We start from the raw sequence: 22,549 nt of genomic DNA on the forward strand, positions 1-22,549 counted from the left end.
GCTGACTTCCTTCGCGGGGCGCTGTGGGTCCGGACGGTTGGGCCGGCAGGGCCGGCGGGTGGGCCCGGGCGGCGCGCGGGAACCACTCGCCGGCCAATCAGGCCAGCGTCCAGTATGCCAGTCCGGCACCGCAGGTGCGAAGCCGTTGACTGCCGCTCAGACCGCGACGGGCTCGGCGAGCACCTCTCCAGTGACCGGGTCGTAGCGCTCGTCGCCGAGGTCGGTGGGAATGTCGTCGGTCGCGGCACCGTCGCTCTGACCATGGTCGACGATCGGACCGTCGTGCACCGTGTTCGGGTTGACCCGCTCGGGCTTGCTGAACACCGTGGTCCCGCGGGAGAGGTCATGGCCGATCGCGGTCGCCTCAACCACCAGCCGGTCCTGCTTGTTCTGGTCCTGGTCGGTCCAGGTGTGGGTGCGCAGCTTGCCCATCACCACCACCGGATCGCCCTTGTGGATGCTGGCGGCGACGTGTTCGGCGAGTCGGTTGGTGGCTCGCACCGAGATCCAGGTGGTCTCACCGTCGACCCAGGTGTCGCCTCGACGGAAGCGTGGGGTGCTGGCCATCCGGAAGCGGGAGATCTGCCAACCCTCGCCGGTGAAGGTCTCCACCTCGGTGCCGACGTGGCCGGTCAGGGTGATCGTTGCGTCCATGCTCGTCCCTCTCTGTGGGTGGCCCGTGCCGGGCCATCGGTCGTCCTCACTGTGGGGACGCACCACCCTCAGGACGTCAGCGAGTTGGTCACCTGTGGACAACGCTTCGAGCGACCAGGGACCTGTGGACGAGGAGCAGGGCCTCGACGATCAGGCGGCGCGCTCGATCGCCTCGACGGCCCCCCGGAACCGGCTCAGTTCCTGTTCGACCGGTTCGACCACCAGCCGGTCACCCACTTCGGCCACCGAGCGGTGCAGCACCGACTCGGCCCGGCGGGCCTTGCCACGTGCGGCGACCTCGACGAAGACCCGGCTGACCGCAGCCAGCAGCAGTCCGGCGACGACACCGCCGATCACGGCCCAGGTCTGGTACGGAACGCCGCGCCAGCGATAGACCGGGAGCGCGGGCAGCTGGAAGTAGGCCAGCGCGACATCGACCCCCAGCCAAAGCAGACCCAGCACCACCGCGGTGATCAGGATCCACTGCAGCACCTGGAAGATCTTCCACCAGCCCAGTCCACGGTCCATGGCCAGGTCGGTGGTGGAGACCGCGCGGTCGAGTTCGTCGGGCAGCACGGACTCGTTGCGGCGTGACGCGGCCCGCACGGCATCGGCCCAGCCGGCCGGCAGGTTCTGTGACGCCTCGTCGGCCAACGTGCGCACCGCGGAGTCGACTCGGGCCCTGGGCACACCCTGCCCGCTGGGCAGGGCCGAGCGCTGCACGCGTGAGGGTTCCAGCGCCTTGCGCCCCTTGCCCACCGGCAGCGCCGACAGGTGCAGGCGGCGCAGCGGGTCGGGGCGCAGTGAGGCGATCCACGACAGCGCCGGCCACCCGGTGGCCAGGGTGCCGCGGCGCCGGGTCGCCCCGAGCACGGCCTCGACGACCACCTCGGTGCTAGCTGCCCGGGCCAGGGCCGAGGTGAGCTGGCGCCGGCTCGCGGCCGACACCTCTCCCCCACTGCCGGCCACGGCGTCGCGCATCTGGGCGGCCAGGGTGGTGACGTCGGCACCGAGCCGTTCGGCCGCGGTGGTCTTGGACTTCACCCGCTCGAGCAACTGCTTGCGCAACTCGACCACGCCCTGGCCGGTCATCGCCGACACGGCCACGATGCTGGTCTTCGACAGGCCCTCAGCATCGAGCAGGCGACGCAGGTCGGCGACGCAGGCCTTGACCTGTTCGGGGGTGAGCCGGTCGATCTGGTTGAGCACGACCATGGTCACCTCGGCATGGTCGGCCAACGGCCTGAGGTAGCGGTCGTGCAGGGCGGCGTCGGCGTACTTCTGGGGGTCGACCACCCAGATCAGCAGGTCAACCAGTTGCACCAGGCGGTCGACCTCCATCCGGTGCGACGCCTCGGTCGAGTCGTGGTCGGGCAGGTCGAGCAGCACCAGTCCCTGCTGGGCGCTCGAGGTGGCCTCAACGACGTGCCGGCGCGGCACCTCGAGCCAGTCGAGCAGTTCTGACGGCGCCTCACCCCAGGCCGCCGCCATGGCTCGCGAGGTGGTGGGACGACGGATGCCCGGCTCAGCCAGTTCGGTGCCTGACAACGCGTTGAAAAGCGAGGACTTGCCCGAGCCGGTCGACCCGGCCAGGGCGACGACGGTGTGGTCGCCGGAGAAGGCCAGTCGCTGGTCGACCCGCCCGACCACGGTCGAGACCCGGTCGACCAGGTCGTCGTCCAGTCGGCCACGCGACAGCTCGGCGGCCTCTCCGAGCGCGGCGACCCGCTCGGGCAAGGGGCGTCGGCGTGCCATCAGCGCTGCTCCTGGTCGAGGTGACGGGGGGCGGGGTGGTCGACCAGTTCGGCCTCGTGCACCTCGTCGGCCGGAGACAGCGCCACCCCGGCGAAGCCTCGCGCACCCCCGGCCTCGAGCTCGGGGAGCGCGGAACCGATGGCGGGTCGTCCGGGGTCACCGTGCACCGACAGCACCTCGGCGGTCGTGCCCAGCTGGGCGCGCGGCGGGCGGTCGGCGTAGCCCTCGGCGCGGGCGCGCTCGGTCGCCTCGACCGCGTCGCGGACCCGCTCGGCCTGCTGCCGGTCAGTCTCCAGCCCGGCCAGGGCAGCCTCGAACCGTCCGAGTTCTGAGGCCATCAGCGCCTCGACCCGCTGGTCGAGCGCGGCCTTGGCCTGGTTGGCCAGGGCGCGCACCGCGTCGTCCCCGATCAGCGCCTCGAGCAGGCGCTGGGCGACCACCGAGGTGCCACCGGCGATACCGATCTCTGCACCCGACACACCTCCGGTGTGGGCGAAGATCACCACCATCAGGGCGACGGCGGCGCCGTTGATGCCGAAGGCCAACAGCCTCGCCTTCGAGCGCTTGTCCATGCCCTCGCCGGCGACCAGTTCCATGACGTCGCCCTGCCACTCCCTGATGGCTCGGGCCACCTGGGTGGGGAACTCCGCCGAGGGTCGGGCCAGGTCGGTGGTGTTGGTCAGCACAGCGCGTCCGGCCGGGGACGAACGCCAGGCCTGCTCGGCGCGCTCGGCCGCGGCGGCGCCCTCCTCACGAATCAACGCCTCCAGCCCGCTCTCGACGGCCACCTTGACCTTGTCGGCCTCAGGCGGCTTGCCGGCCAGGGTGCTCCAGACCCGGTCGCGCAGCCACGACAGCTTCTGCTCCATGGCCCGCATGAACTCGCCGGTGCCGATGAAGTCGTGCCAGCGGGTGAGCACCTCACCTCGCAGCAGGGTGCCGTCCGACGACTGCACCGAGACCGCCCGCGCTGCCTCGGCGAACGACTTGGCGGCGTCCTCGCGCAGTTGGTCGAGAGCCTCGGCCTGCTCGTCCACCGCGTCGGCAATGGCCGGTGCCCGGTGGACGAGGTTGGCGACTGCCCCGTCGAGGGTCTGCAGAACGACCTCGGTGCGACTGACCTGGTCGGCGGCCAGCGTGGCCAGCCAGGTACGCACCGGCGAGACGGCCGAGTCGGGCAGCATCCCCTCGGCGTCGGTGGTGGTCTCGGGCACGGCGAACAGGGGCGATTCGGCGAGTCCGCGCTGGGTCATCAGCTGGCCCAGGTGGGTGGGCACGTCGGCCATCGCCGCAGGTGGCACCCGGTTGAGAACGACGGCCACCGCGGCCCGGCGATCGACGGCGAGCTTGAGGAAGTCCCACGGCACGGCGTCGGCGTAGCGGGCGGCCGAGGTGACGAACAGCCACAGGTCGGCTGCCTGCAGCAGTTGGGCGGCCAGAAGCCGGTTCTGCTCGACCACCGAGTCGATGTCTGGCGCGTCCAGGATCGCCAGACCGGTCGGCAGGGAGGGTTCTGGCACCAACTGCAGCGAGCGCTGGTCGTCCGATGAGACCTTCGAGCGAATCAGCCCGGGCAGGATGCGGTCGTCGTTGAACCAGTGCTCGTCATCGGGATGGTGGATCAGCACGGGAGACTTGGTGGTCGGTCGAATCACCCCGGGGGTGGTGACGGTTCGTCCGATCAGGGTGTTGACCAGGGTCGACTTGCCGGCGCCGGTCGATCCGCCGACGACCGCCAGCAGGGGTGCGTCGATGGTGGCAAGACGGGGCAGCACGTAGTCGTCGAGCTGGGTCTGCATGTCACGGGCTGCGGTCGCCTGCTCGACGGCTCCGGGTAGCGGCAGCGGCAGCCTTACCGGGGCCAGCGACTCACGCAACTGCAGCAGCGCCTGCGACAGGGATGCAGAACTCATGCTCGTCACTGTGGCATGAATCGAGGTGTCACCGAGTGAGGACGCGGGGCTCTTTCACCCTCAGCACAGCCTGTTCACCCTCGGCCGATCAGCGGCCGGGACCCCATTGCCCACTTTGGGGTGGGCCCCAGGCCTGTCCGGTCGAGGGCGGTGCCCACTGACCGGGGGCGGCGTAGCCACCGGCCAGGCTGGGCTGGCGTCGACGGAACCAGCGCCGGGGATCGGGCAGGACGACCCGCTCACCGGCGGTGTTGCTGACCGCCAGCGGACGCAGTCGGCGGATCTCGACCAGCAACTCCCGTGCTCGCACGTAGCCGACGTCGTCGATCAGGCCGCGCGTCATCGAGTCACGCAGGTAGGCCAGTTCGGTCATCGCCCGCATCATCAGCACGGTCGGCACCAGGCGGCGCGGCTGGCTGATCGCGATGACGACCATCCAGACCCGCTTCCACAGCGTGGAGTAGACCTTGGGGTCGTCCGGCAGCAGCCATCCCATCCGTGCGAGGTCGGTGAGCCGGTTGCGAATCCGGTTGCGCTCGCGGAACAGCTGTCCGACCAGGAAGCCGATCAGAATGGCGACCAGGCCGAGACCCATGAACCAGAGCATCTTGGCCTGGCGGCCCGACCCGACGGTGCTGGCGACGCCGTTGAAGGCCATGTGGCCCAGAGCTGACAGCGTGAAGCCGACCAGGGGGGCGAGAACGCGGACGAGCTTGCTGCGGTGTCGCAGGCCGATGGCCAGTCCGACGCCGGTCATGAAGGTGAACAGCGGGTGGCCGAACGAGGTGTAGACACCGCGCAGCAGCACGAGTTCCTTCATCGCCTCCACCGGGTCGCCGGCCTGGATGGTGCGGGTGGCGAAGTCGTGGGCGCGGGCGTAGTAGAGGATGTTCTCGGTGAAGGCGAAGCCGATCGCCGAGAGCCCTGCCAAGGTGACGCTCTGCAGGATCGACACGATCCGGTAGCGCACCAGCACGGCCAGCAGGAACAGGATGATCGCCTTGGCCGCCTCCTCGACGAAGGGGGCGACGAAGATGGCGGGACGGGCACCGGCGGCCGGGTCACCGTCACCGCGGATGTTGATCAGCTCGGCCATCCAGCTGTTGACGTAGATGCTGATCCAGGTCGAGATCGCCGCGCCCCAGAGGAAGGCGAGCAGCCACATCACCATGCGTTGCTTGCGCAGCCGGTCGAGCCAGATGAACATCAGCGACCAGACCGCAGCCGTGGGCCAGGCGTACTTGGCGGCCAGGATGATCGACTCGTTGGTGATGCCCGGGATGGTGCCGCCGGGCACCTGGCGGTCCCAGCTGACCAGCGCGTACATGTCCCACAGCGCGAAGAACCCGACGACCAGCAGCGCGACCGTCGCCCACAGGAAGGGGCTGCGCAGGATGTTCTGCCACCAGGTGCGCGAGGGGTCGCCGGGACGAGGGATGCCCGACAGCATGCGGGCACGTCTCTCCAGTCGCGGCGTCCAGGACATGCCTCCCACAGTAGCGCCCGCCGGTGGCCAGCCCCGTGACGCTGGTTGAGGAGCTACCACGGACGACCAGCGCCGCGGGATGGCTGCCGCCCCTGTGGCCCGGATAAGCTCGTTCCCGGGTTCGCCCGGCCCCAGTAGCTCAGCGGATAGAGCAGCAGCCTTCTAATCTGTCGCGCGCAGGTTCGATTCCTGCCTGGGGCGCCAGTTCGTCCACCCAGCCGTTCTCAGGTCAGCGTGAGCCGCAGCTCGTCCCCAGCCGAGGCGATCGTCCCCTTCGCCGGCACCTGCGAGGCGACCCCCGCCGACGCGGCCGGGTCGGCGACCCCCGTGCCAGCTGCGTCGACCACCACGACCGTGAGGTCCAGGGCCGCGGCCTGCTCTCGTGCGGCAGCCACGGTGGCGCCGACCAGGTCGGGGACGAGGCGCAGGTCCTCGACTCCCGCGGGTGGTGGGATCGGGACGATCCGGAAGCTGACCGTGGCCGACACGTCGGCGGAGTAGCCGAAGGAGTTGGCATAGCCGGCGTCCACCGGGGTGGCGTACAGCTTGCCCACCGGAGCGTTCAGTCCCAGCCGGGCGGGGTTGATCGACACCGCCCCCGACGACAAGGCCGTCGAGGACAGGGCCGACAGCGCTGTCAGACCGGCTGTCGAGCGCACTGCTGGCACCGCCGACGCCCCGGGCACCCCGGCAGCCCCAGAACCCAGCTTCAGCGCGACCTTCACCTCGCCGGTGGTCTCGGGCAGGGCGTAGAAGGTGGGTCGGTAGCCGATCGCCTGCAGCAGCTTGAGCTTGTCGTCCTCGCTGCTGGTGACCAGGGCCAGGGTGGCAGCCAGGGAGGCCTCGTCCAGTGCCTGCTGGGCATCGGCCACCCCGTGGCCGACCGCCGCGATCACGCTCCCCAGCGGGGTCGCCACCGTGTCGGTCACCAGTCGTCCCAGGTCAGTCATCGTCCTGCCTCCTCACCGCGAACACCACCAGCACACTCGTGCCGAAGTCGGCCTGGGCCCCGGCCACGGGGTGTTGCATGATCGCCTGACCCGGCGTGGCGCCACCGTCGCCCACCACCTGGGTGGCGGCATCGAGCTTGAAGCCGACCGAGCGCAGCACCCGCTGGGCCGCCGACTCGGTCAACCCGACCACACTCGGCACGCCCTGGGTCACCCTGGCCGACGAGGGTGCGTCAATCACCAGCTCGGCCTTGACGCCACCAGCTCCCTGGCCATCGAGGGCGATGGTGTCGCCCGAGGCCCCCAGGGTGCCGCGCAGGTCGAGGGTGGCTCGCTCGAGCCGGAACGGGATCGGTTGGGCGGCCAGCACCTGGTTGGTGGCGGCCAGTTGGGCGCCGATGCCGCCGATCACGTCGACCACCGGGGCCGGGTTGCCCAGCGACTGGCGCAACTCGACCAGCTCGGTGGCTGTCGCCGACACTTCTTGTCGGGCCTGGGCCAACTCCTGCGCGCGGCTGGCCAGCAGCTTGGTGAGCCGGGCCACCTCGGCACTGTCCGGTTGTGGCCCGGCGTCGTCGCCAGCGAGTTCGTCGGGCACGGCGGCGACCAGCACCCCGTCGTGGGTCAGGTCGTGGAGGCCGGGCACCTTGACCGGTTCGCGCAGCATCCGCAGCCGTCCGAAGTCGACCACCCCCTCGCGGTCGTCGACCAACCTGACCATGGGTGCTGCCGAGAGCACTGCGACCTCACCGAACTCGGGCGTCACCAGGCGCAGCGCCGGCAGGGTCGGACCGGGGCGTCCCTTCATCACCAGCCGCTCCACCTCGGACCTGGCCACCAGCAGCCCACCGACCTCGGTGTGCGCCGCTCCCACCACCTGCCAGCCGTTCATTCCGACGTTGGCCTCCAGCACGAACTCGCCACCCTCGTAGGGCTTCCCATCGAACCTGAGCACCATCCCGGTGATCTCGATCGCCATCTCAGGCCCCCTTGCCCGTCGTGATCCGGGCCATGGTCGAGCCGACCTCGGCGGTCACCACGACCACCGCCGACACCCGTAGCTGGGCTCCCAGGGTCACCGTGGCCTGCGCTCGTCCGGTGGCATCGGTGGTGACCACGGCACGGTCGAAGGTGACGTTGCCTGCGATCCTGGGGTCGGTCACCCCGGCCGCTGCTGACAAGGCGTTCGAAGCCTCGAGATCGACGTTGAGCTGCACCGGGGCATGGGCCAGCAACTCCCCGGCCGAGTTGGCCGCGACCACCGACAGGGTCTGCGTGGCCCCGGTGCCATTCACGGTGAGTTGCAGCAGGGGCAGGGGCAGGCCCTCGCCCGGCGGGACGGCGACGAACCGTCCCGAGATCTTCGAGGTGACCTCGTTGGTGGACGACGACGAGGTCGCTGGTGCGAAGAACAGCAACGCCCTGCGGCCCGACGAGGTCGACTGGGTCTGCAACCGGAACCCGATCTCGAAGTCGAGGTAGGGAATGCGGTACTGGGTGGTCGGTCGTCCGAAGCTGTCCAGCGGTGGGATCCGCGACAACTCGTCGGCAGCCTCGGTCAGGGTGTCGGCCATGCCGGCGATCACCGACTGCAGCGTGTCGGCGATGAACGAACCCTCAGTCATCGTCGCCTCCCCTCCGGCGGCGTTCGCGCCGCTCGTCTCGTCGTTGCAGGTGGTCGTCGTCGCCAGCGCCCTCGGCAGGTGGTCGAGGACGGGAGCGAGGGCGGGGACGTTCGACCTCGCGGTCGGCCCGGGCGGCATCACGGCGGGCGAACACGTCACCCGACCCTCCGGTGTCGATGCCGAGGCGCTCGTCACGCCAGCGGCTGTAGGTCGAGGCGGTGTCCATCGGCTCACGGACGATCCGCTCGACCTCGCGCCAACGCTCGGTCGCCCCCGAGAACCGGTCGACGGCACTGGTGAACGGCTCGAACAGCCGCGACCTCAGCGGTGCGGTGCGGTCGGCCACCATGGCCAAGGCGTCGTCCTCCCCCGGACGAGCGCCTCGTCCGGGTACGACCGGCTCGCGCCCGCTGGCCAGGGCCTCACGCCGGCGCAGCCACTCCGCGGCCTCGGCCCGGCGCTGGGCGAAGGTCGCGACCGGGTACCGTGCGGCCAGCGCCGGGTCGAGCGCCCCCTGCCCGGTCACGGCCGCCATCTGGGCCTCGAGGTGGCGACGCTGCTCCAGCAGCCCGGCCAGGGGTGAGCCCTCCATCCCGTCGGGCAGCCCTGGCGGCCGGTCGGGCGCAGGTGGCCGCACCGCCTGGTGCAGGGCGTCCGGGCCCTCACCACCCGTCGTCGGGGACGACGGGCTCAGGTCACGCCAACTGCGTCGAGGCATCCGACACCTGCCCGGTCACGGGGTCGGCGGAGCCGGCTTGGTCGACTCGGTGATCATCGCCCGGATCCGTTCCTCGAGGATCGCGGGCGCGGGCACCGGCACGAGCTTGGTACGCATCAACGACGAGCCCTCGGCGGAGTACTGGTACTTGGCCGAGTAGCTGGCCGACACCGCCGAGCAGTTCATCGAGGCCGAGGCCGAGAAGAAGCCCACCTTGCCCTTGACGTTGGCGCTCACGTGCGTGGCCGAGCGGGAGTAGTTCGACTCCCGCGACATCGAGATCGACAACTTGAGCTCGATCAGGGTGTCGACGAACTGGTAGAAGGTCGGCACGAACCCCAGCTCGAGCAGGGAGTAACCCTCGGTGTTGCCGTCCCCGAGCTTGACCAGCATCGTCCGTTCCGGGTTGGCCGGAGGCGCCGGATCGGGTTGACCCGGCTCCCCCTCCGGGTCGGGAGCGTAGCCAGCCATCAGCCGGGCGATCTTCAGCGAGACCAGGTCGAGCTCGTACTGCGCCTCGGCGATACCCGTTCCCAGCATCCGTACCATCTGCGGGAACGGGGTGTTCAGCATCTCGGTGGCGACGCTCATGTCAGGCCACCGGACCGGGCTTCAGCTTGTCGAGCTCGAGCTGGCGGCGTTGCTCCTCCGACTCCATGAACGACTGGATCCGCTGCTCCAGCGCGGCCGGAACCGGCACCGGCACCAGCTTGGTGGGCAGGATCGAGGCACCCTCGGCCGAGTAGGAGTACTTGCTGGAGTAGGTGGCGTCGACCTGGCTGGTCGACACCGTGGCGCCGGTGTTGGTGCTGAACAGCCACCAACCCTTCGACTTCTGGGTGGTGTCGTTGAAGGTTCGCTTCGTGGTGTGGGTGTAGCTCGACTCCCGGGTGATCTTGATCGCGATCTTCACCTCGATGATGGTGTCGACGAACTGGTAGAACGTCGGCGCGAAGCCCAACTCCATCATCGAGTGGCGGGTCGGCACCCTGATGCTGATCTTCTTCTGGGCGTCGGACAGGTTGGCCAGGTCGACGCCGGGGTGCAGGTCTGCCACCACCTGGGCCAGCACCTCGGAGAGCTTGATCACGTCGTCGCCCATGGTGCCGGTGAGGGCATCGTCGACGGCGGCGTAGGCGACGGCCTCGGGCAGGGTCATGTACTCGTAGCCGAAGAAAACCCGGCTGTCGTCGAAGGCGACCTTGCCGTCGTCGTCGTAGACCGTCTTCAGCCCGCCCATCATCTCGGCGGTGCGGATCGAGCTCTCGTCCAAGGCGTACTGACCGTCGGCGATCGCGAACGCCATCTGCCGGATCATGTCGCCCATCGGGACGTTGAGCAGTTCTTGTCCAATGGCCATGTGGGTGTGTCCTGTTCTGTGCTGTCAGGGTTGGGGGGACGAGGTGTGGGCACGGAGGATCTCGAGCAACCCGTCGGGTGGTGGCAGCGAGACGAGGCGGGCCGCCAGCGATGACTGGCCCTCCGACGAGACCGAGAACTTGCGGGCGTAGCTGACGCTCACCGAGGCGGCGACCATCACCACCCCGTAGTTGACCCGGCCCTGAACGCCGACGTCGATGCCGAACTCGGTGGTCTCCTGCATCGAGAAGCTGAGCTTGGCCTCGACGGTGGCTTCGGTGAAGGCGTAGAAGCTGGGGACGAACCCCAGCGTGAGCAGGCTGTACTCCTGGTCGCCCACCTCGACGGTGGTGTCAGCCAGTTCCTTGGCCAGGGCCACCGAGTTCTGGTCGAGGGCGAACTGGGCGCGGGCGATCGAGACCCCCAACTGCTCGACGATGGTGGGCAGCGGGGCCTGCAGCAACTGGGTGGTGACCGAGACGGTTTCAGACATCAGTCAGCCGATCACGGATTGGGGTTCGGGGTGGGCGTCAGGAAGTCCTTGATCGCCTCGAGGAACTGCGGCGGCGCCGGGATCGAGACCAGCCGGGCGGTGATCGCGGAGTTGCCGGTGACGGTGGTGTCGAACTGGCGTGAGTAGCGCACGTCGACGGTCGCCCCGATCGCCACGGCCTGGTTGTTGGTCGACTGGTTCGACGAACTGGACGACTGGGTGCGGGTGAACTGGCGGGTGACCGTCACCCCCTCGCTGCCGGTGATGGTCATGTCGCGGGTCTCGGTGGTGAACAACTGCACCTGGAAGGGCGACGACTTCTTGTAGAGGGTGACCACTGGCCCGTCGGACGAGGCGGTGAAGTCGACTCCTGCCTGGGCGTTGACCGCGGTCATCAGGTTGAACGCATGCGCCCGGGCACTGCCCGCCGCTCCCCCGCCGCCGGCTGATCCGCTGACGCCGAAACCGGTGCCGTCGACGGTGACCGTGGTGCCCGACAGTGACCCGCTCTGGGGGCGGTAGAGATAGACGAAGGCGTTGGACGAGGTCATCGGCGGGGTCAGGTTGGCCGGGGTCACCCCTTCGAGGGTGGTGGCGTTGGCCGCCGACGTGGTGCGCACCCGCAGCAGGTGGGCTGGCTGCTCCAGGGAGATCTCGGCGGTGCGGAAGGTGACATCGTCGACCGGCTGTCCACCGGCGGCCCGGGCCGCCGCTGCCCCGGTCGAGGGGGTGACGGTGATGTTCGCAGCCGGAGCACCGCAGGCGATCAGCAGGTCACGTACCTCGGCGGCCCGCCGGTCGCCCAGGGCCCGGTTGGCGGTGTCGGAGGCAGCGGCACCACCGGGATAGGGCTGGGTGTCGGTGTAGCCCTGCACCCGCAGCCTCGTCCCGGTGTCGCGGCTGAACCCAGCCAGCACCATCAGGTTGAAGTGCGCCGAGGTGTTGCGTTCGCTGCCCTGCGCCGTGAACACCTCGAGGTTGTGTCGTCCGGTCTTGAAGTAGACCCGGCTGACCGGTTCGTTCGGTGCGGCCATGGCGGTGTCGAAGCCGGCCGCGGCGACCTGGGCGGCGACGTGGTCGGCGTAGGCGTTCAGGTCGGCCTGGGCGGTGGTGGTGACCGTGCTCGCCGGGTTCATCACGAAGTCGGTGGCCTGGTTCTGGCTGATCCTGATCAACGCCGCCCCGAACGAGGTGTCGAGGAAGGTCACCGTGCGGCTGGTGGTGACGATCCGCGGCGTCGGCGGTGCCACGGTGATGGTGAACGAGTCGGTCGGTGGCGTGTAGAGCGCCAACGGCACCCCACCCTGGGCGTCCCCGGTCAGGGCCTGCTGCAGGGCGCGCACCCGGGTGAGCGGGTCGTCCCCGGTGAGCGCGAACTGGCGCCCGCCCACGGTGACCGCCCCGGTGGCGGTCGAGCGCACGGTGAGCGTCGCAGTCCGTTCGCTGGTCGACGACGACGTGCCCGACTCGGTGCTCGACGAGGACGAGCTCCCGCTCTGGCTGCCGGTGCTGCCCGTGGAGTAGGAGCCATTGAGACCCAGGTCGAAGCCCGTGCTTCGCTGGACCCGCATCGACAACTGCAGGGAGCACGACAGGTCGGCGTGCTGGTAGTGGTAGAAGGCCGGGCTCAGCCCCAGGTCGAGCAGGGTCTTGTTGCCCATCGCGGGAATCGGTTGGGTGAAGTGGGGAATCTGGGCGACGGAGTTCTCGTCCAAGGCACGTTGGGCCTCGGCGATCGACAACCCCAGGGCGCCGATGAAGTCGGCGACGCTGGCATCGGCGAGAACCTGCCCCGGTGTCATCTCTTCGAGATCGGGCATCTTGTTGCTCCTCGGGAGCGCTGGTTGGTCAGGCTGGGGGCAGGGAGTCCGGCAGCGTGGTGGCGCGTGCCGGGTCGACCTGGTCGGGCCGCACCGAGAAGTAGTGGTGGCGGTCTTGGAGTGCAACGATGCGCCGGGTGTCGACCCGGAGCGCGCGGCGCAGCCAGCCGAGCAGGGCCTCGGCCACGGGGAGAGGTGACCCAGCCACCGCGACGGCGCGCTCCAGGCTCGCGCGCGCGTCCGTGGTCGACCCGGCCTTGAGTTGACACACCCCGAGCCGCTCGAGGGTCGCTCCGTGGTCGCGACGCTGCAAGCGGGTCAGGAAACCTCGGCTGTTCTCGAGTTCGGCGTAGTGGGAGTCGGCTCGTTGGCAGTACTCGATCACCTCGGGGTAGCTGCCGCTGCGCTCGAGGCTCTCCAGCACGCACTGGGTGTAGTGGCGGAAGAACACCTCCGGGGCTGCCTGGCTGACGGCCAGCCGCAGGGCCTCGCGGTAGTGGCGCAGGGCCTCGTCGTGGTGTCCGGCCAGGGCCTCGACCTTGCCGGCCTCGGCGATGCCCAGGTGGTCGAGCAGGCTGGCGGTGCTCACCGGGTGACCAGCTCGGCGTCGACCAGTTCGACCAGGGCACCCTGCTGGACGAGGCGCTGGCGCGCCACCCGGGCGGTCAGCTCGGGCCAGGGTCCCAGCACCTGCGGGGGGTGGCCGGGCTGGGTGACCTCGAGGCCCAGGTGCAGGAAGGTGGTCAGTTCGGCATGCGCCGCGACACCGGCGGCGTCGAGGGTGGCGATGTGGGCCAGGGCCTGGTCAGCGGACAGGTCGTCGGCGATGGTGATCGGCGCCTGGGCGATCGCCTGGTCGAGCACCTCGGCGGGCAGGCCCACCTGTTCGAGGGCTCGGCGGGCTGCGGGATCGGTGGCGTCGGCGGAGTCGAGCACCACCTCGAAGCGGTAGAAGTCCTGGTTGGCGACCCGCAGCACGCCGCTGCGACGGTGCACCTCCCAGATCGCGTCGGCGGTGGGCTTGTCGAGGTCGCGGGCCAGCCACGGACCCTCGTCCAGCACGACCACACCCCGCGTGCGCAGGTCGGCGAGCAGGCGTTCGCGCTGGGCCGGCGGGCAAGGGCTGAGCAGCAGGTCGAACCTGGCCCGGCTGGGTTGGCTGGTGAGCACGGTCGCTCCCGGGCCCAGCAGGGTTTGCAGTGCGGTGACCGTGGGTTCAGTGACGCCACCCAGCACCAGGGCCGGGGTGGCCAGCAGCATCTGCTCGGCCACGTCGGTGCTGCAGCCCACGAAGCTGGCCACAGCGGCGACCATGGCGTCGAACTGGCTCTCGTCGACCACGTGCACCGCCACGTCGAACAGGGTGCCCCGGGCTGGCGGTTCTTCGTCGCAGGGTTCGGCGTGGGCCTGACACCCCAAGTCAGCGAGCAGTGCGGCCAGTTCGGCGGCGCGCGGCTGGTCGAGGTCATCGACCAGAACCGATGGTGCCCGGTAGAACGCAGTCACCATCTGAGGAACCGGAACTCCCAGTCCCAGGCCGACCTGGGCAGCCACGTGAGGGGTGGCCGACCCGATCGACTGCAGCACGACCCGATGTGGCAGCATGGGCTGATTGGACCATGTCACTAGTGAGAATCACTAGTGACATTCGTCACCCTTCTGGGTGGAGGACTGCTCGACTGGTGGGTCACACTGAACCGGTGCACACGCTGCCGCAGTTGTTGCTCACGATCGCCCCGCTGGTGGTGTTCGCCTCGATCAGCCCGGTGCTGTTCCTCAACGCGGGCACCGCCGTGAGCCGGGGCGGGGTCAAGGGTGGCTGGCAGTTCATCGCCGGCTGTGCCGCGGTGATCATCGTCCTCGGTACCGCCAGCGTCGGGGTGCTGGGCACCGTGGCCAGCGACTTCGCCGAGCGCCAGATCGCGTCGAAGGCAGTCGACCGGGTGCTGGGCGTGGCGCTGTTCGGCTACGGCTGCTGGCTGGCCTTCAGCCACTGGCGCAGTCACGTGGGCACCGCGGACGAGTCGTCAGACGAGAAGCCGGCCAGCGACAACAGCCTGTGGCTGTGGGGTGTGATCTCGATGGCCACCAACTTCACCACGCTGCCGGTGTTCGTCTCGCTGAGCCAGCGGATCGGCGCCTCGGGTCTCGACTGGGCGGTGAAGATCATCGTCCTGGTGGTCTGCAGCCTCTGCGTGCTGACCCCGGCGTGGTTCCCCACCGCGGTGGCGCACCTGTTTCCCGGACGAGCCGACGTCAACCCCACGCTGGGTCGCCGGATCCGGCTCTGGAGCGGTCTCGCCTCGACCCTGGCCTGCCTGGCCGGTGGGGTGGTGCTGGTGATCACCTCGCTGTGAGGTGCGCCTGATAACGTCGGACACCGTGGCGCAACAGAACGAGATGATGGTCTGGATCGACTGCGAGATGACCGGACTTGACCTCGTCACCGATGGGCTGGTCGAGGTCGCAGCACTGGTCACCGATGGTGAGTTGAACGTGGTCGGCGAGGGTGTCGACGTGCTGATCAAGCCGACCGACCAGGCGTTGGAGGCGATGAGCGACTTCGTCCGCGACATGCACACCACCTCGGGCCTGCTCGACGCCCTGGCCGCCGGGGTCAGCCTGCGCGAGGCGGAGGAACGAGTGCTCGACTACGTGCGCGAACACGTCCCGGTGGCCCGCAAGGCGCCGCTGGCCGGCAACACCATCGGCACCGACCGGATGTTCCTGGCCCGTGACATGCCCGAGTTGGAGTCGTGGGTGCACTACCGCAACGTCGACGTCTCGTCGATCAAGGAACTGGCCCGCCGTTGGTACCCCAAGGCCTACTACCAGTCGCCGGCCAAGACCGGGAACCACCGGGCGCTGGCCGACATCCAGGAGTCGATCGAGGAGTTGCGCTACTACCGCGAGGCCGTCTTCGTCGAGGCGCCCGGACCGACCACGGCGATGGCCAAGCAGATCGCCAGCCGCCACCAGGGTGCCCTCACCGGAGCCGGGACGAACCCCCCGCCCGATTCGCCAGAAGCCAACCCGGCGCGCTAGTCTTCTCTGGCTGCCCAGCGCGTTATCGCACCGGGCGCGTGGTGGGTGTAGCTCAGTTGGTAGAGCACCTGGTTGTGGTCCAGGTGGCCGCGGGTTCAAGTCCCGTCATCCACCCCAAACGGGTCAGGTGTGAACTTGCGACCAAGGGTCCGCCCTTGGTCGCGGTTCGCGCCTGGCCCATCTTCTTTGCCTCGGCGGACCAACTCAGTGCGTCGGCATGGAGGCCGGGGATGCTCAGCCCGTCGTACGGGTTGCGGTAGCCGACGCGCACGTCGTTGTCCTCGTCGATGTAGATCGTCTTGAACAGCGCCTGGTTGAGGACCGCACCGGGCTACCTCGTAGAAGGCGCCACCACCCAAGGCTGGAAGGCTGCCCTCGGCGCCCTCCTCATCGCCTTCCCCGACCGACTCGACAACCACATCAACTGAGAGTGAACCGACCCACTCACACACAGACAACTTGACAGGCTCCGCCGTTGAGGCCGCGGGCCTTCAGGCTGGTGAGGAACCCACGCCAGAACACCTCGTCCTCACTGTCACCCACGTCCACCCCGAGGATTTCGCGGCGGCCGTCGGCGGCCACCGCGGTCGCCACCACGACGGCCTTGCTGGTGACCAGGTGATCGGTGCGGACGTGGAGGTAGGTGGCATCCAGGAACACGTACGGGTACTCGACAGCGTCGAGCCGCCGGGTCCGGAACCGGCCCACCTCCTCATCGAGTTGCCCGCAAAGGGACTCACACTGTGTCGGAGGTTCGAATCCTCCCGGGGCCGCCACCTGAATATCCGCTTCGGCTACAGGATTCACCGGATGAGGCCAACACCGACCGGGCGAAGACGCGGGGCTCACGTCGACGAGGGCGGCTTTCGACGGAGATGCTCGATCTCGCGGCGTAGTTCGAGGTTCTCGGCACGCAGCAACAGCACTTGCGCGACCCCTGCGAGGTTGAGCCCAGCAGCGAGCAGGCTCGCGATCTCGCCAATCCGCTCCAGTTCCCGGGTGCTGTAACGACGAGTTCCACCCTCGGTGCGATGGGGCTCGAGCAAGCCCTTCTGCTCGTAGATGCGAAGCATTTGAGGGTTCACCCCGGTCACTTCCGCGGCGACGGAGATCGAGTACAGGGCCCGGTCGGTGTTCAGATCCACCATGGCGCACCTCCGAGTCCGAGACGCCTGTCTCCTGCTACCGGCGTGATCCGGACCGGGCCAGGCACGATGGGGTGCTGTTCGAGGCTCCAGGGCGGCGGGGGGATCCTGGCCGCCAGCCGCGGGGACCGGCACAAGAGCCGGGGTGATTCGCGCTTGGCCGCGTCGGAGCACTTCGACACGTCGGGATGGTTTTCCCGAGCCAGCCGTCGATAGGACGCTCCGGCAGTCCGCCGGTCACTGCCCGGAAGGACACCCAGCAACCGCAGCGCCTCCGCTCGCTTCCCCTCCATGACTCCCCGATCCGACCTTCCCCGACTTCTTCGACGTGATGCTTGACATCGTTGCACAGGCCAACCAAAATCTGAAGTATCCAGTTCAGATAATCTGAAGAGCACCGGCGCAGTGCTCTTCAGATCGCACGGTTAGGAGGAAGAACCCATGTTGATGCGCACCGATCCGTTCCGGGACTTCGACCGTCTGGCCGAGGCCATGTTGGGCACGCGCGCCCGCCCGGCCGCCGTGCCCATGACGGCCTACCGGGACGATGACTCGTTCGTGGTCGACCTCGACCTGCCAGGGGTCTCGGCCGACTCGATCGACCTGATGGTGGAGCAGAACGTGCTCACTGTTCACGCGGAGCGCAGGCCCCCCGCCGGTGACACCGAGCGCATCGTGGACGAGCGCAGCTACGGGGTGTTCAGCCGTCAGCTCTTCCTGGGCGAGACGCTGGACGCCGATCGGCTCTCCGCCAACTACGACGCAGGCGTGCTCACGATCCGGATTCCCATCGCCGAGAAGGCCAAGCCACGCAAGGTCGAGATCACGTCCGGCGATTCCGCCAAGGAGATCAGCGCCTGAACGGACGCCGCATTCTGGAGTCCTCAGGGGGTCGGGATGTGTCCCGACCCCCTGAAGTCGACCAATGCCCCACAGGAAGGGGAGAAATGTACCCGTCCAAGGAAGCTCGTGAACTTGCGATCCTCCTCCGCATCAGCCGCGAGCTCGACATCGTCGGAGACGTCACCGCCACCGTCGAGTCACCCTCAGAGCTCCTCGCTTGGACGCTCATCCTCCACAAACCCCAGGTTCTAGCCTGGCGCGCCACCCACTCGGGCCACCGCTACATCCAAGTGACGGCGCACCGCTCCAAGGCGCCCGTCCGCGGCCACATCACCGCCATCCTCCACTGCGAACGTCACCCGGAGTTCTGGGAGGCGCTCTCCTTGGCGAGTCTCAACCCGGGGGAACGCCGTGAGCTCGCCCCCGGGACGCTCTCTGAGGGATGGGCCATCATGCCACTCACCCCGGAAGCCTCCGGACAAGAGGCGCCACCCCAACCCCCTCAGCCCTGAACTCGGCTGGCGGCCAGCCGGCCCAACGCCTCGGCGCGCTCGACACGCAGGTCGACCAGCGGGTCGGGGTAGTCGCCGCGCGCCTGGGCGGGGAGCTTCCACGGCTGGTGGACGGCCGACCCCGGGATGCCGCGCAGTTCGGGGACCCAGCGGCGCACGTAGTCACCCTCGGGGTCGAAGCGCTCGCCCTGCAGCGTGGGGTTGAACACCCGGAAGTAGGGGGCCGCGTCGGTGCCGGTGCCGGCGACCCATTGCCAGCCGTGCTGGTTGGAGGCCAGGTCGGCGAGGGAGTGGTTGAGGTCGTCCGTCGCCGAAGCCGGGTGGTGGTGCAGCACGTCGGTATAGAACTCGCGCCACGCCAGCTCGATCCGGAAACGATCCGCCCCCCGGCCGCCGTGCGCCTGGAGGTCGGCGAGCAACGTGCGGGGGTGGATCGCCCCGACCGACAGGTGGGGCGACAGGCGTGAGGTGCCGTCGAGGTCCGGTCGGTTGCGGTCGGCGTCGTAGGTGCCCAGCGGTCCAGCGAGGAACCGGTGCCACGCGTCGAGGGCAACCTCCTCCCCGGCGTCGGGGAGCGCCACGTCCCGTGCCGCGGCGGCGCGCTCGACCTCGGCCCAGGCGTCCGGGTCGCTGCGGTCGGCAGCCAGCCGCAGTCCGGCCGGCTCCTCGGCCGGTGGCCTCCAGCCGTGCTCGAACCACGCCGCGCTGAACGGGGTGAAGACCCGGTAGGGCGAGACATCCTTGCGGCGCACACGTCCGGGGGTGACTGCATACGGGCTGCCGGTGCGGACCAGCGACACCCCCGACGCCGCGAGGGCGGCCTCCACCCTCGCGTCGCGGGCAGCCATCGGTCACCGGTTCAGGCGGGCTAGTTCAGCCGACAGCGCCGTCGCGAACCCGCACCAGGCGGCGTAGAGCCCCAGCCCCACCGCCTTGCCGGCCCCTGTCGTGGCGGCACGGCGGGCAAGATCGGCGGACGAGGCGGCCAGCGCTGCGGCACCCAGGGTCGCGGCGGGCAGGTTGCGCGATCGGAAGAAGATCCCGCTCCAGGCAGCATTGAGCGGAAGGTTCACCGCCAACGACCGGCGGAGGCCCGCGGCCTCTTCGACGTCGCCGGCCTCCTCGGCTTCGGTGATCGCGGCGGTGGTCGCCACCGCGATGATCGCGTAGAGACCGGTCCACACGATCGGGAACGCGCTGGCCGGAGGCTGCCACGTTGGCTTGCGCAGCGACCGGTACCAAGCGCTGTCCGGGTCGGTGAGCAGGGAACCGGCCACAGCGGTCGCCGCGACTCCTGCTGACACGGTTGCCAGCGTCCTGCCCCAGCGGTGGGGGTCGATGTCCCGGGTTGCCAGGGCGATGGCGTCCTCGAACCCCTTCAGGCCCCCTTCGGGGTCACCGAGGAGGGTGGCGGCGTCGTCCTCGGACTTGACCGCATCGTTGATGAGACTGCCCACCAACGGCCGGGCGATACCGGCCGGGACGGGGGTGACGAGTCCGACCCACAGCGACGCCAGGCGGGGCGTCAACACCGGCACCGTCCCCACCAGGCGGGGTCCCAGCCCCGTCGCAGCGGCGTAGCGGCGCATCATCTCGAGGTAGGTCAACTGCTCGGGCATGCCGACGTCGATCGTCCGGTTCACGCCCGGATCCAGGTCGGCCGCGCGCACGAGGTAGTGGACGACGTCGCTCACCGCGATGGGCTGGATGCGGTTGCGCAGCCACTTGGGTCCGAACGAGACGGGAAGACGCTCGGTGAGGTGGCGCAGCATGTCGAAGGACGCCGACCCCTCACCGAGGACCACCCCCGCCTGCAGAACAGCCGTCGGGACACCGGACTCCAAGAGGATCTCCCCCACCTCGACGCGGGAGGCGAGGTGGTCGGACAGCCTGCCCTGGGGGTGTAATCCCGACAGATAAACGATGCGGCCCACCTCGGCGGCGAGGGCGCTGTCGGCGAACTGGCGGGCCAGCCGGCGGTCCCGGTCACGATAGTCACCCTTGCCGTCCATCGAGTGCAGCAGGTAGTACGCCACCCGGCAGCCCGCCAGTGCCTCAGCCAGCGCGTCCGGATCGGTCGCGTCGCCCTGCACGACGTCCACTCGGTCGCGCCACGCCTGCGCGAGTCCTCCGGGGTTGCGCGCCAGGACCCGGACGGTCCATCCCTGTTCCAGGAGGGCGGGCACGAGTTGGGATCCGACGTAGCCGGATGCCCCCGTGACGAGGGCGGTGCGATCAGACATATCAGCCTCCCAGGGCGAAGACGGGTGGAAGTAGGAAGAGCATCCCCATCGACCAGGTCAGGTGCGAGGCGATGGGGCCCAGCACGCCACCGGTCACGCGCCGCTGGGCTGCGGTCAGCAACCCGAGGCAGATGGCGGCGAAGGTGAGCAGCAGCACCCCCGAGAACAAGGTGGACGCCGCGTAGAGGGCGGTGCTGCCCAAGGCGTTCATGCGCGGGGGCAACGCGGCGTAGGCGGCACCGCGGAAGAACAGTTCCTCGGCGATCCCGTTGACCGCCGTGACCAGGGCCACGACCCACAGTGCGCCGTAGCGGGCGTGGCCCAGCAACCCCTCGACGGGTCCCCGCAGGATCGGCACCTGCGCGACGACCAGAGCCCCGACCAGGAAGACGGCCAGCAGCAGGAGCCCCAGCAGGAACCCTTGCAGCAGACCGAGGCTCGTGTCCCCGCTGCGGGTCCGCGCCGCGCCGAGATGGAGGGGGCCGGACACGATCGCACCGGCGATCCACAACAGGGCGACGCCGAGCGAGGCCAGGTAGAACAGCGGGTCGCCGGGCCGGACGGCCAGGGCCAGCCCGAGGCCGACCGCGCCCAAGACGACGGTGACGCCCACCACGACCCGACGACGGCGCCGAGCTGACACACTCTCGGTGCGGGTGCGCTCGACCGGGGTGACCAACGACGCCGCCAGGAAGGCGCGGAACTCCGCGATCGCCGCCATCTCAGCAGCCCTGCCGCGGTGTCTGGGTGCGGGGCGCCATGGTCATGTCCCCACACTAGGCGTGATCGGCATCGCGACCCAACCACCTTGGACATGACGCGGGGCTAGGGTGACCGGGTGTTCGATGTCGCGATCGTGGGCCTGGGCCCGGCAGGCAGGGCCCTCGCGTCGGCCTGCGCCAGCGCGGGCCTGCAGGTGCTCGCGGTGGATCCCCACCCCGATGCCGTGTGGGCTCCCACGTTCGGAATGTGGGCGGACGAGTTGGGCGACCTCCCCACGACCGTGGTGAGAGCGCGCGTGGATCACCCCGAGATCCGGGGGCGAGCGGCACACGACCTGACGCGCACGTACGTGATCCTGGACAACCCAGCCCTCCAGGCGGCCCTCCCCCTGACCGGCGTCGAGATCGAGCGATCGAGGCTGGACGACGACGAAGTGAAGGCCCTGTCGGGGCGCGCACGCGTCGTCGTTGACGCGCGGGGTGCCCGGCCGGACGGCAGGGTTCGGGACGACCTCAGCCCCCACCAGACGGCATACGGCGTCGTCCTCCCGAGCGCTCTGGCCGCCCCCGCCCTGGGCCACGCCGAGGGGTTCCTGATGGACTTCACCCCGGACTGGGCGGCCGACCCCGATCGCCCCGAGGATCCTGCGTCGTTCCTGTACGCGCTGCCGTTGGGCGACGGTCAGGTGCTGCTGGAGGAGACCTGTCTCGCCGCTGCCCCGGGCGTCCCGATCGACACGCTGAAGGTTCGGCTGGGGCGACGGCTCGAGCGTCGCGGCGTCGACCCCGCAGCGATCGCCACCCCGTTGGGCCGCGAGGTCGTGCGCATCCCCATGCTGGGCCGCGGCGCCCCTCCCCCGCCGGGGGTGGTCGCGATCGGCACGGCGGGGCGCGGAGGCCATCCGGTCAGCGGGTACTCGGTCGCGCACGCGCTGGCCAGCGCCCCACGCCTGGCCTCCGCCATCGCTGCCGGTCGCACTCCTGTTCCGGATCCCACGCGCGCCGGCGACCACGTGCGGTCCCTCGCGTTGCGGGCGCTGCTCCGTCTGGATTCCGACACCACCATCGAGCTCTTCGACGCCTTCGGACGGCTACGTCCCGGCCAGCAACGTGCGTTTCTGTCCCGCCAGAGCAGCGCACTCAGCGTCCTGGGGGCCATGTGGGGCATCTTCCGGCGCATGCCCGGGAAGGCCCAACGTCGGTTGGTGGCGGCGACGTTCGGGCGGTGAATCGTCGCGCTCCACCCGCTCGCACCCGTGCCGGGCT

Annotated in this window: 23 protein-coding genes, 2 tRNA genes and 1 pseudogene; 7 read left to right on the forward strand and 19 right to left on the reverse strand. The window is 69.7% G+C overall.

Annotated elements, in window-relative coordinates:
* Positions 1–156: 156 nt before the first annotated feature.
* The 4 genes from IE660_RS05155 to IE660_RS05170 form a co-directional block, all read right to left on the reverse strand.
* Complete coding sequence (locus tag IE660_RS05155) at positions 157–654, reverse strand: single-stranded DNA-binding protein (RefSeq protein ID WP_203567258.1); 498 nt, start codon at positions 652–654, stop codon at positions 157–159.
* Between the two features lie 150 nt (positions 655–804).
* Complete coding sequence (locus IE660_RS05160; RefSeq protein WP_203567259.1) at positions 805–2,409, reverse strand: GTPase; 1,605 nt, start codon at positions 2,407–2,409, stop codon at positions 805–807.
* Positions 2,409–4,322, reverse strand: coding sequence for a GTPase family protein (locus IE660_RS05165; protein WP_203567260.1), 1,914 nt, complete (start codon positions 4,320–4,322; stop codon positions 2,409–2,411). The genes IE660_RS05160 and IE660_RS05165 overlap by 1 nt, the downstream gene beginning before the upstream one ends.
* A gap of 88 nt (positions 4,323–4,410) precedes the next feature.
* Positions 4,411–5,808 carry a PrsW family intramembrane metalloprotease gene (locus IE660_RS05170; protein ID WP_203567261.1) on the reverse strand — a complete coding sequence of 466 codons (1,398 nt, stop codon included), beginning with the start codon at positions 5,806–5,808 and terminating at the stop codon, positions 4,411–4,413.
* Between the two features lie 128 nt (positions 5,809–5,936).
* Here IE660_RS05170 and IE660_RS05175 point away from each other — a divergent pair.
* Positions 5,937–6,012, forward strand: a tRNA-Arg gene (locus IE660_RS05175).
* A 20-nt stretch (positions 6,013–6,032) separates the two neighbouring features.
* Here IE660_RS05175 and IE660_RS05180 read toward each other — a convergent pair.
* From IE660_RS05180 to IE660_RS05225, 10 genes are read right to left on the reverse strand one after another with little or no spacing between them, the layout of a single operon-like run.
* Positions 6,033–6,758, reverse strand: a complete 726-nt coding sequence (locus tag IE660_RS05180) for a PASTA domain-containing protein (RefSeq protein ID WP_203567262.1) — start codon at positions 6,756–6,758, stop codon at positions 6,033–6,035.
* A complete protein-coding gene (locus tag IE660_RS05185) occupies positions 6,751–7,737 on the reverse strand; it encodes a PASTA domain-containing protein (protein WP_203567263.1) in 987 nt (328 codons plus the stop codon). Before IE660_RS05185 ends, IE660_RS05180 begins: the two co-directional genes overlap by 8 nt.
* A gap of 1 nt (position 7,738) precedes the next feature.
* Entirely contained in the window at positions 7,739–8,383 is a 645-nt protein-coding gene (locus IE660_RS05190; protein ID WP_203567264.1) for a hypothetical protein, read from the reverse strand.
* The gene (locus IE660_RS05195) at positions 8,376–9,101 is read right to left on the reverse strand and encodes a hypothetical protein (protein ID WP_203567265.1); all 726 of its coding nucleotides are present in this window, start codon (positions 9,099–9,101) and stop codon (positions 8,376–8,378) included. Before IE660_RS05195 ends, IE660_RS05190 begins: the two co-directional genes overlap by 8 nt.
* 15 nt (positions 9,102–9,116) lie before the next feature.
* Positions 9,117–9,692, reverse strand: a complete 576-nt coding sequence (locus tag IE660_RS05200) for a hypothetical protein (RefSeq protein ID WP_203567266.1) — start codon at positions 9,690–9,692, stop codon at positions 9,117–9,119.
* A 1-nt stretch (position 9,693) separates the two neighbouring features.
* Positions 9,694–10,461, reverse strand: coding sequence for a hypothetical protein (locus tag IE660_RS05205; protein ID WP_203567267.1), 768 nt, complete (start codon positions 10,459–10,461; stop codon positions 9,694–9,696).
* Between the two features lie 24 nt (positions 10,462–10,485).
* Positions 10,486–10,953, reverse strand: coding sequence for a hypothetical protein (locus IE660_RS05210; protein ID WP_203567268.1), 468 nt, complete (start codon positions 10,951–10,953; stop codon positions 10,486–10,488).
* Positions 10,954–10,964: 11 nt separating this feature from the next.
* Positions 10,965–12,773 (reverse strand): OmpA family protein, encoded by a 1,809-nt coding sequence (locus tag IE660_RS05215; protein ID WP_203567269.1) that lies wholly within the window; start codon positions 12,771–12,773, stop codon positions 10,965–10,967.
* Positions 12,774–12,801: 28 nt separating this feature from the next.
* Positions 12,802–13,362: a hypothetical protein gene (locus IE660_RS05220; protein ID WP_203567270.1), complete on the reverse strand. Its 561-nt coding sequence runs from the start codon at positions 13,360–13,362 to the stop codon at positions 12,802–12,804.
* Positions 13,359–14,378 carry a hypothetical protein gene (locus tag IE660_RS05225; protein ID WP_203567271.1) on the reverse strand — a complete coding sequence of 340 codons (1,020 nt, stop codon included), beginning with the start codon at positions 14,376–14,378 and terminating at the stop codon, positions 13,359–13,361. The genes IE660_RS05220 and IE660_RS05225 overlap by 4 nt, the downstream gene beginning before the upstream one ends.
* 95 nt (positions 14,379–14,473) lie before the next feature.
* Between IE660_RS05225 and IE660_RS05230 the strand changes: the two genes are divergently transcribed.
* From IE660_RS05230 to IE660_RS05240, 3 genes are all read left to right on the forward strand, one after another.
* The gene (locus IE660_RS05230; protein ID WP_203567272.1) at positions 14,474–15,130 is read left to right on the forward strand and encodes a hypothetical protein; all 657 of its coding nucleotides are present in this window, start codon (positions 14,474–14,476) and stop codon (positions 15,128–15,130) included.
* A 25-nt stretch (positions 15,131–15,155) separates the two neighbouring features.
* Positions 15,156–15,818, forward strand: a complete 663-nt coding sequence (gene orn, locus IE660_RS05235; protein ID WP_328701848.1) for an oligoribonuclease — start codon at positions 15,156–15,158, stop codon at positions 15,816–15,818.
* A 41-nt stretch (positions 15,819–15,859) separates the two neighbouring features.
* Positions 15,860–15,935, forward strand: a tRNA-His gene (locus IE660_RS05240).
* Positions 15,936–16,289: 354 nt separating this feature from the next.
* On the opposite strand, the pseudogene IE660_RS05245 reads toward IE660_RS05240, so the two are convergent.
* Together IE660_RS05245 and IE660_RS05250 are read right to left on the reverse strand one after the other, a co-directional pair.
* Positions 16,290–16,547 (reverse strand): annotated as a pseudogene (locus IE660_RS05245) (transposase); the annotation flags it as partial.
* Between the two features lie 116 nt (positions 16,548–16,663).
* Positions 16,664–16,963: a MerR family transcriptional regulator gene (locus IE660_RS05250; RefSeq protein ID WP_328701849.1), complete on the reverse strand. Its 300-nt coding sequence runs from the start codon at positions 16,961–16,963 to the stop codon at positions 16,664–16,666.
* Positions 16,964–17,404: 441 nt separating this feature from the next.
* Here IE660_RS05250 and IE660_RS05255 point away from each other — a divergent pair, with 441 nt between their 5' ends.
* The gene (locus IE660_RS05255) at positions 17,405–17,824 is read left to right on the forward strand and encodes an Hsp20/alpha crystallin family protein (protein ID WP_203567274.1); all 420 of its coding nucleotides are present in this window, start codon (positions 17,405–17,407) and stop codon (positions 17,822–17,824) included.
* Positions 17,825–17,910: 86 nt separating this feature from the next.
* Complete coding sequence (locus IE660_RS05260; RefSeq protein ID WP_203567275.1) at positions 17,911–18,318, forward strand: hypothetical protein; 408 nt, start codon at positions 17,911–17,913, stop codon at positions 18,316–18,318.
* Here the strand turns inward: IE660_RS05260 and IE660_RS05265 are convergent.
* Genes IE660_RS05265 through IE660_RS05275 form a run of 3 tightly spaced genes read right to left on the reverse strand, consistent with a single transcriptional unit; the run spans position 18,309 to position 21,282 of the window.
* Entirely contained in the window at positions 18,309–19,166 is an 858-nt protein-coding gene (locus IE660_RS05265; RefSeq protein WP_203567276.1) for an FAD-binding domain-containing protein, read from the reverse strand. The two genes, IE660_RS05260 and IE660_RS05265, sit on opposite strands and share 10 nt — an antisense overlap.
* A 3-nt stretch (positions 19,167–19,169) precedes the next feature.
* Entirely contained in the window at positions 19,170–20,561 is a 1,392-nt protein-coding gene (locus tag IE660_RS05270) for a tryptophan-rich sensory protein (protein WP_203567277.1), read from the reverse strand.
* Position 20,562: 1 nt separating this feature from the next.
* Positions 20,563–21,282, reverse strand: coding sequence for a CPBP family intramembrane glutamic endopeptidase (locus tag IE660_RS05275; protein WP_203567278.1), 720 nt, complete (start codon positions 21,280–21,282; stop codon positions 20,563–20,565).
* A 117-nt stretch (positions 21,283–21,399) separates the two neighbouring features.
* On the opposite strand from IE660_RS05275, the gene IE660_RS05280 reads away from it, so the two are divergent.
* Positions 21,400–22,512 (forward strand): lycopene cyclase family protein, encoded by a 1,113-nt coding sequence (locus tag IE660_RS05280; RefSeq protein ID WP_203567279.1) that lies wholly within the window; start codon positions 21,400–21,402, stop codon positions 22,510–22,512.
* Positions 22,513–22,549 lie beyond the last annotated feature (37 nt).

Source organism: Aestuariimicrobium ganziense, assembly GCF_015352975.1.
Classification (GTDB): Bacteria; Actinomycetota; Actinomycetes; order Propionibacteriales; family Propionibacteriaceae; genus Aestuariimicrobium; species Aestuariimicrobium ganziense.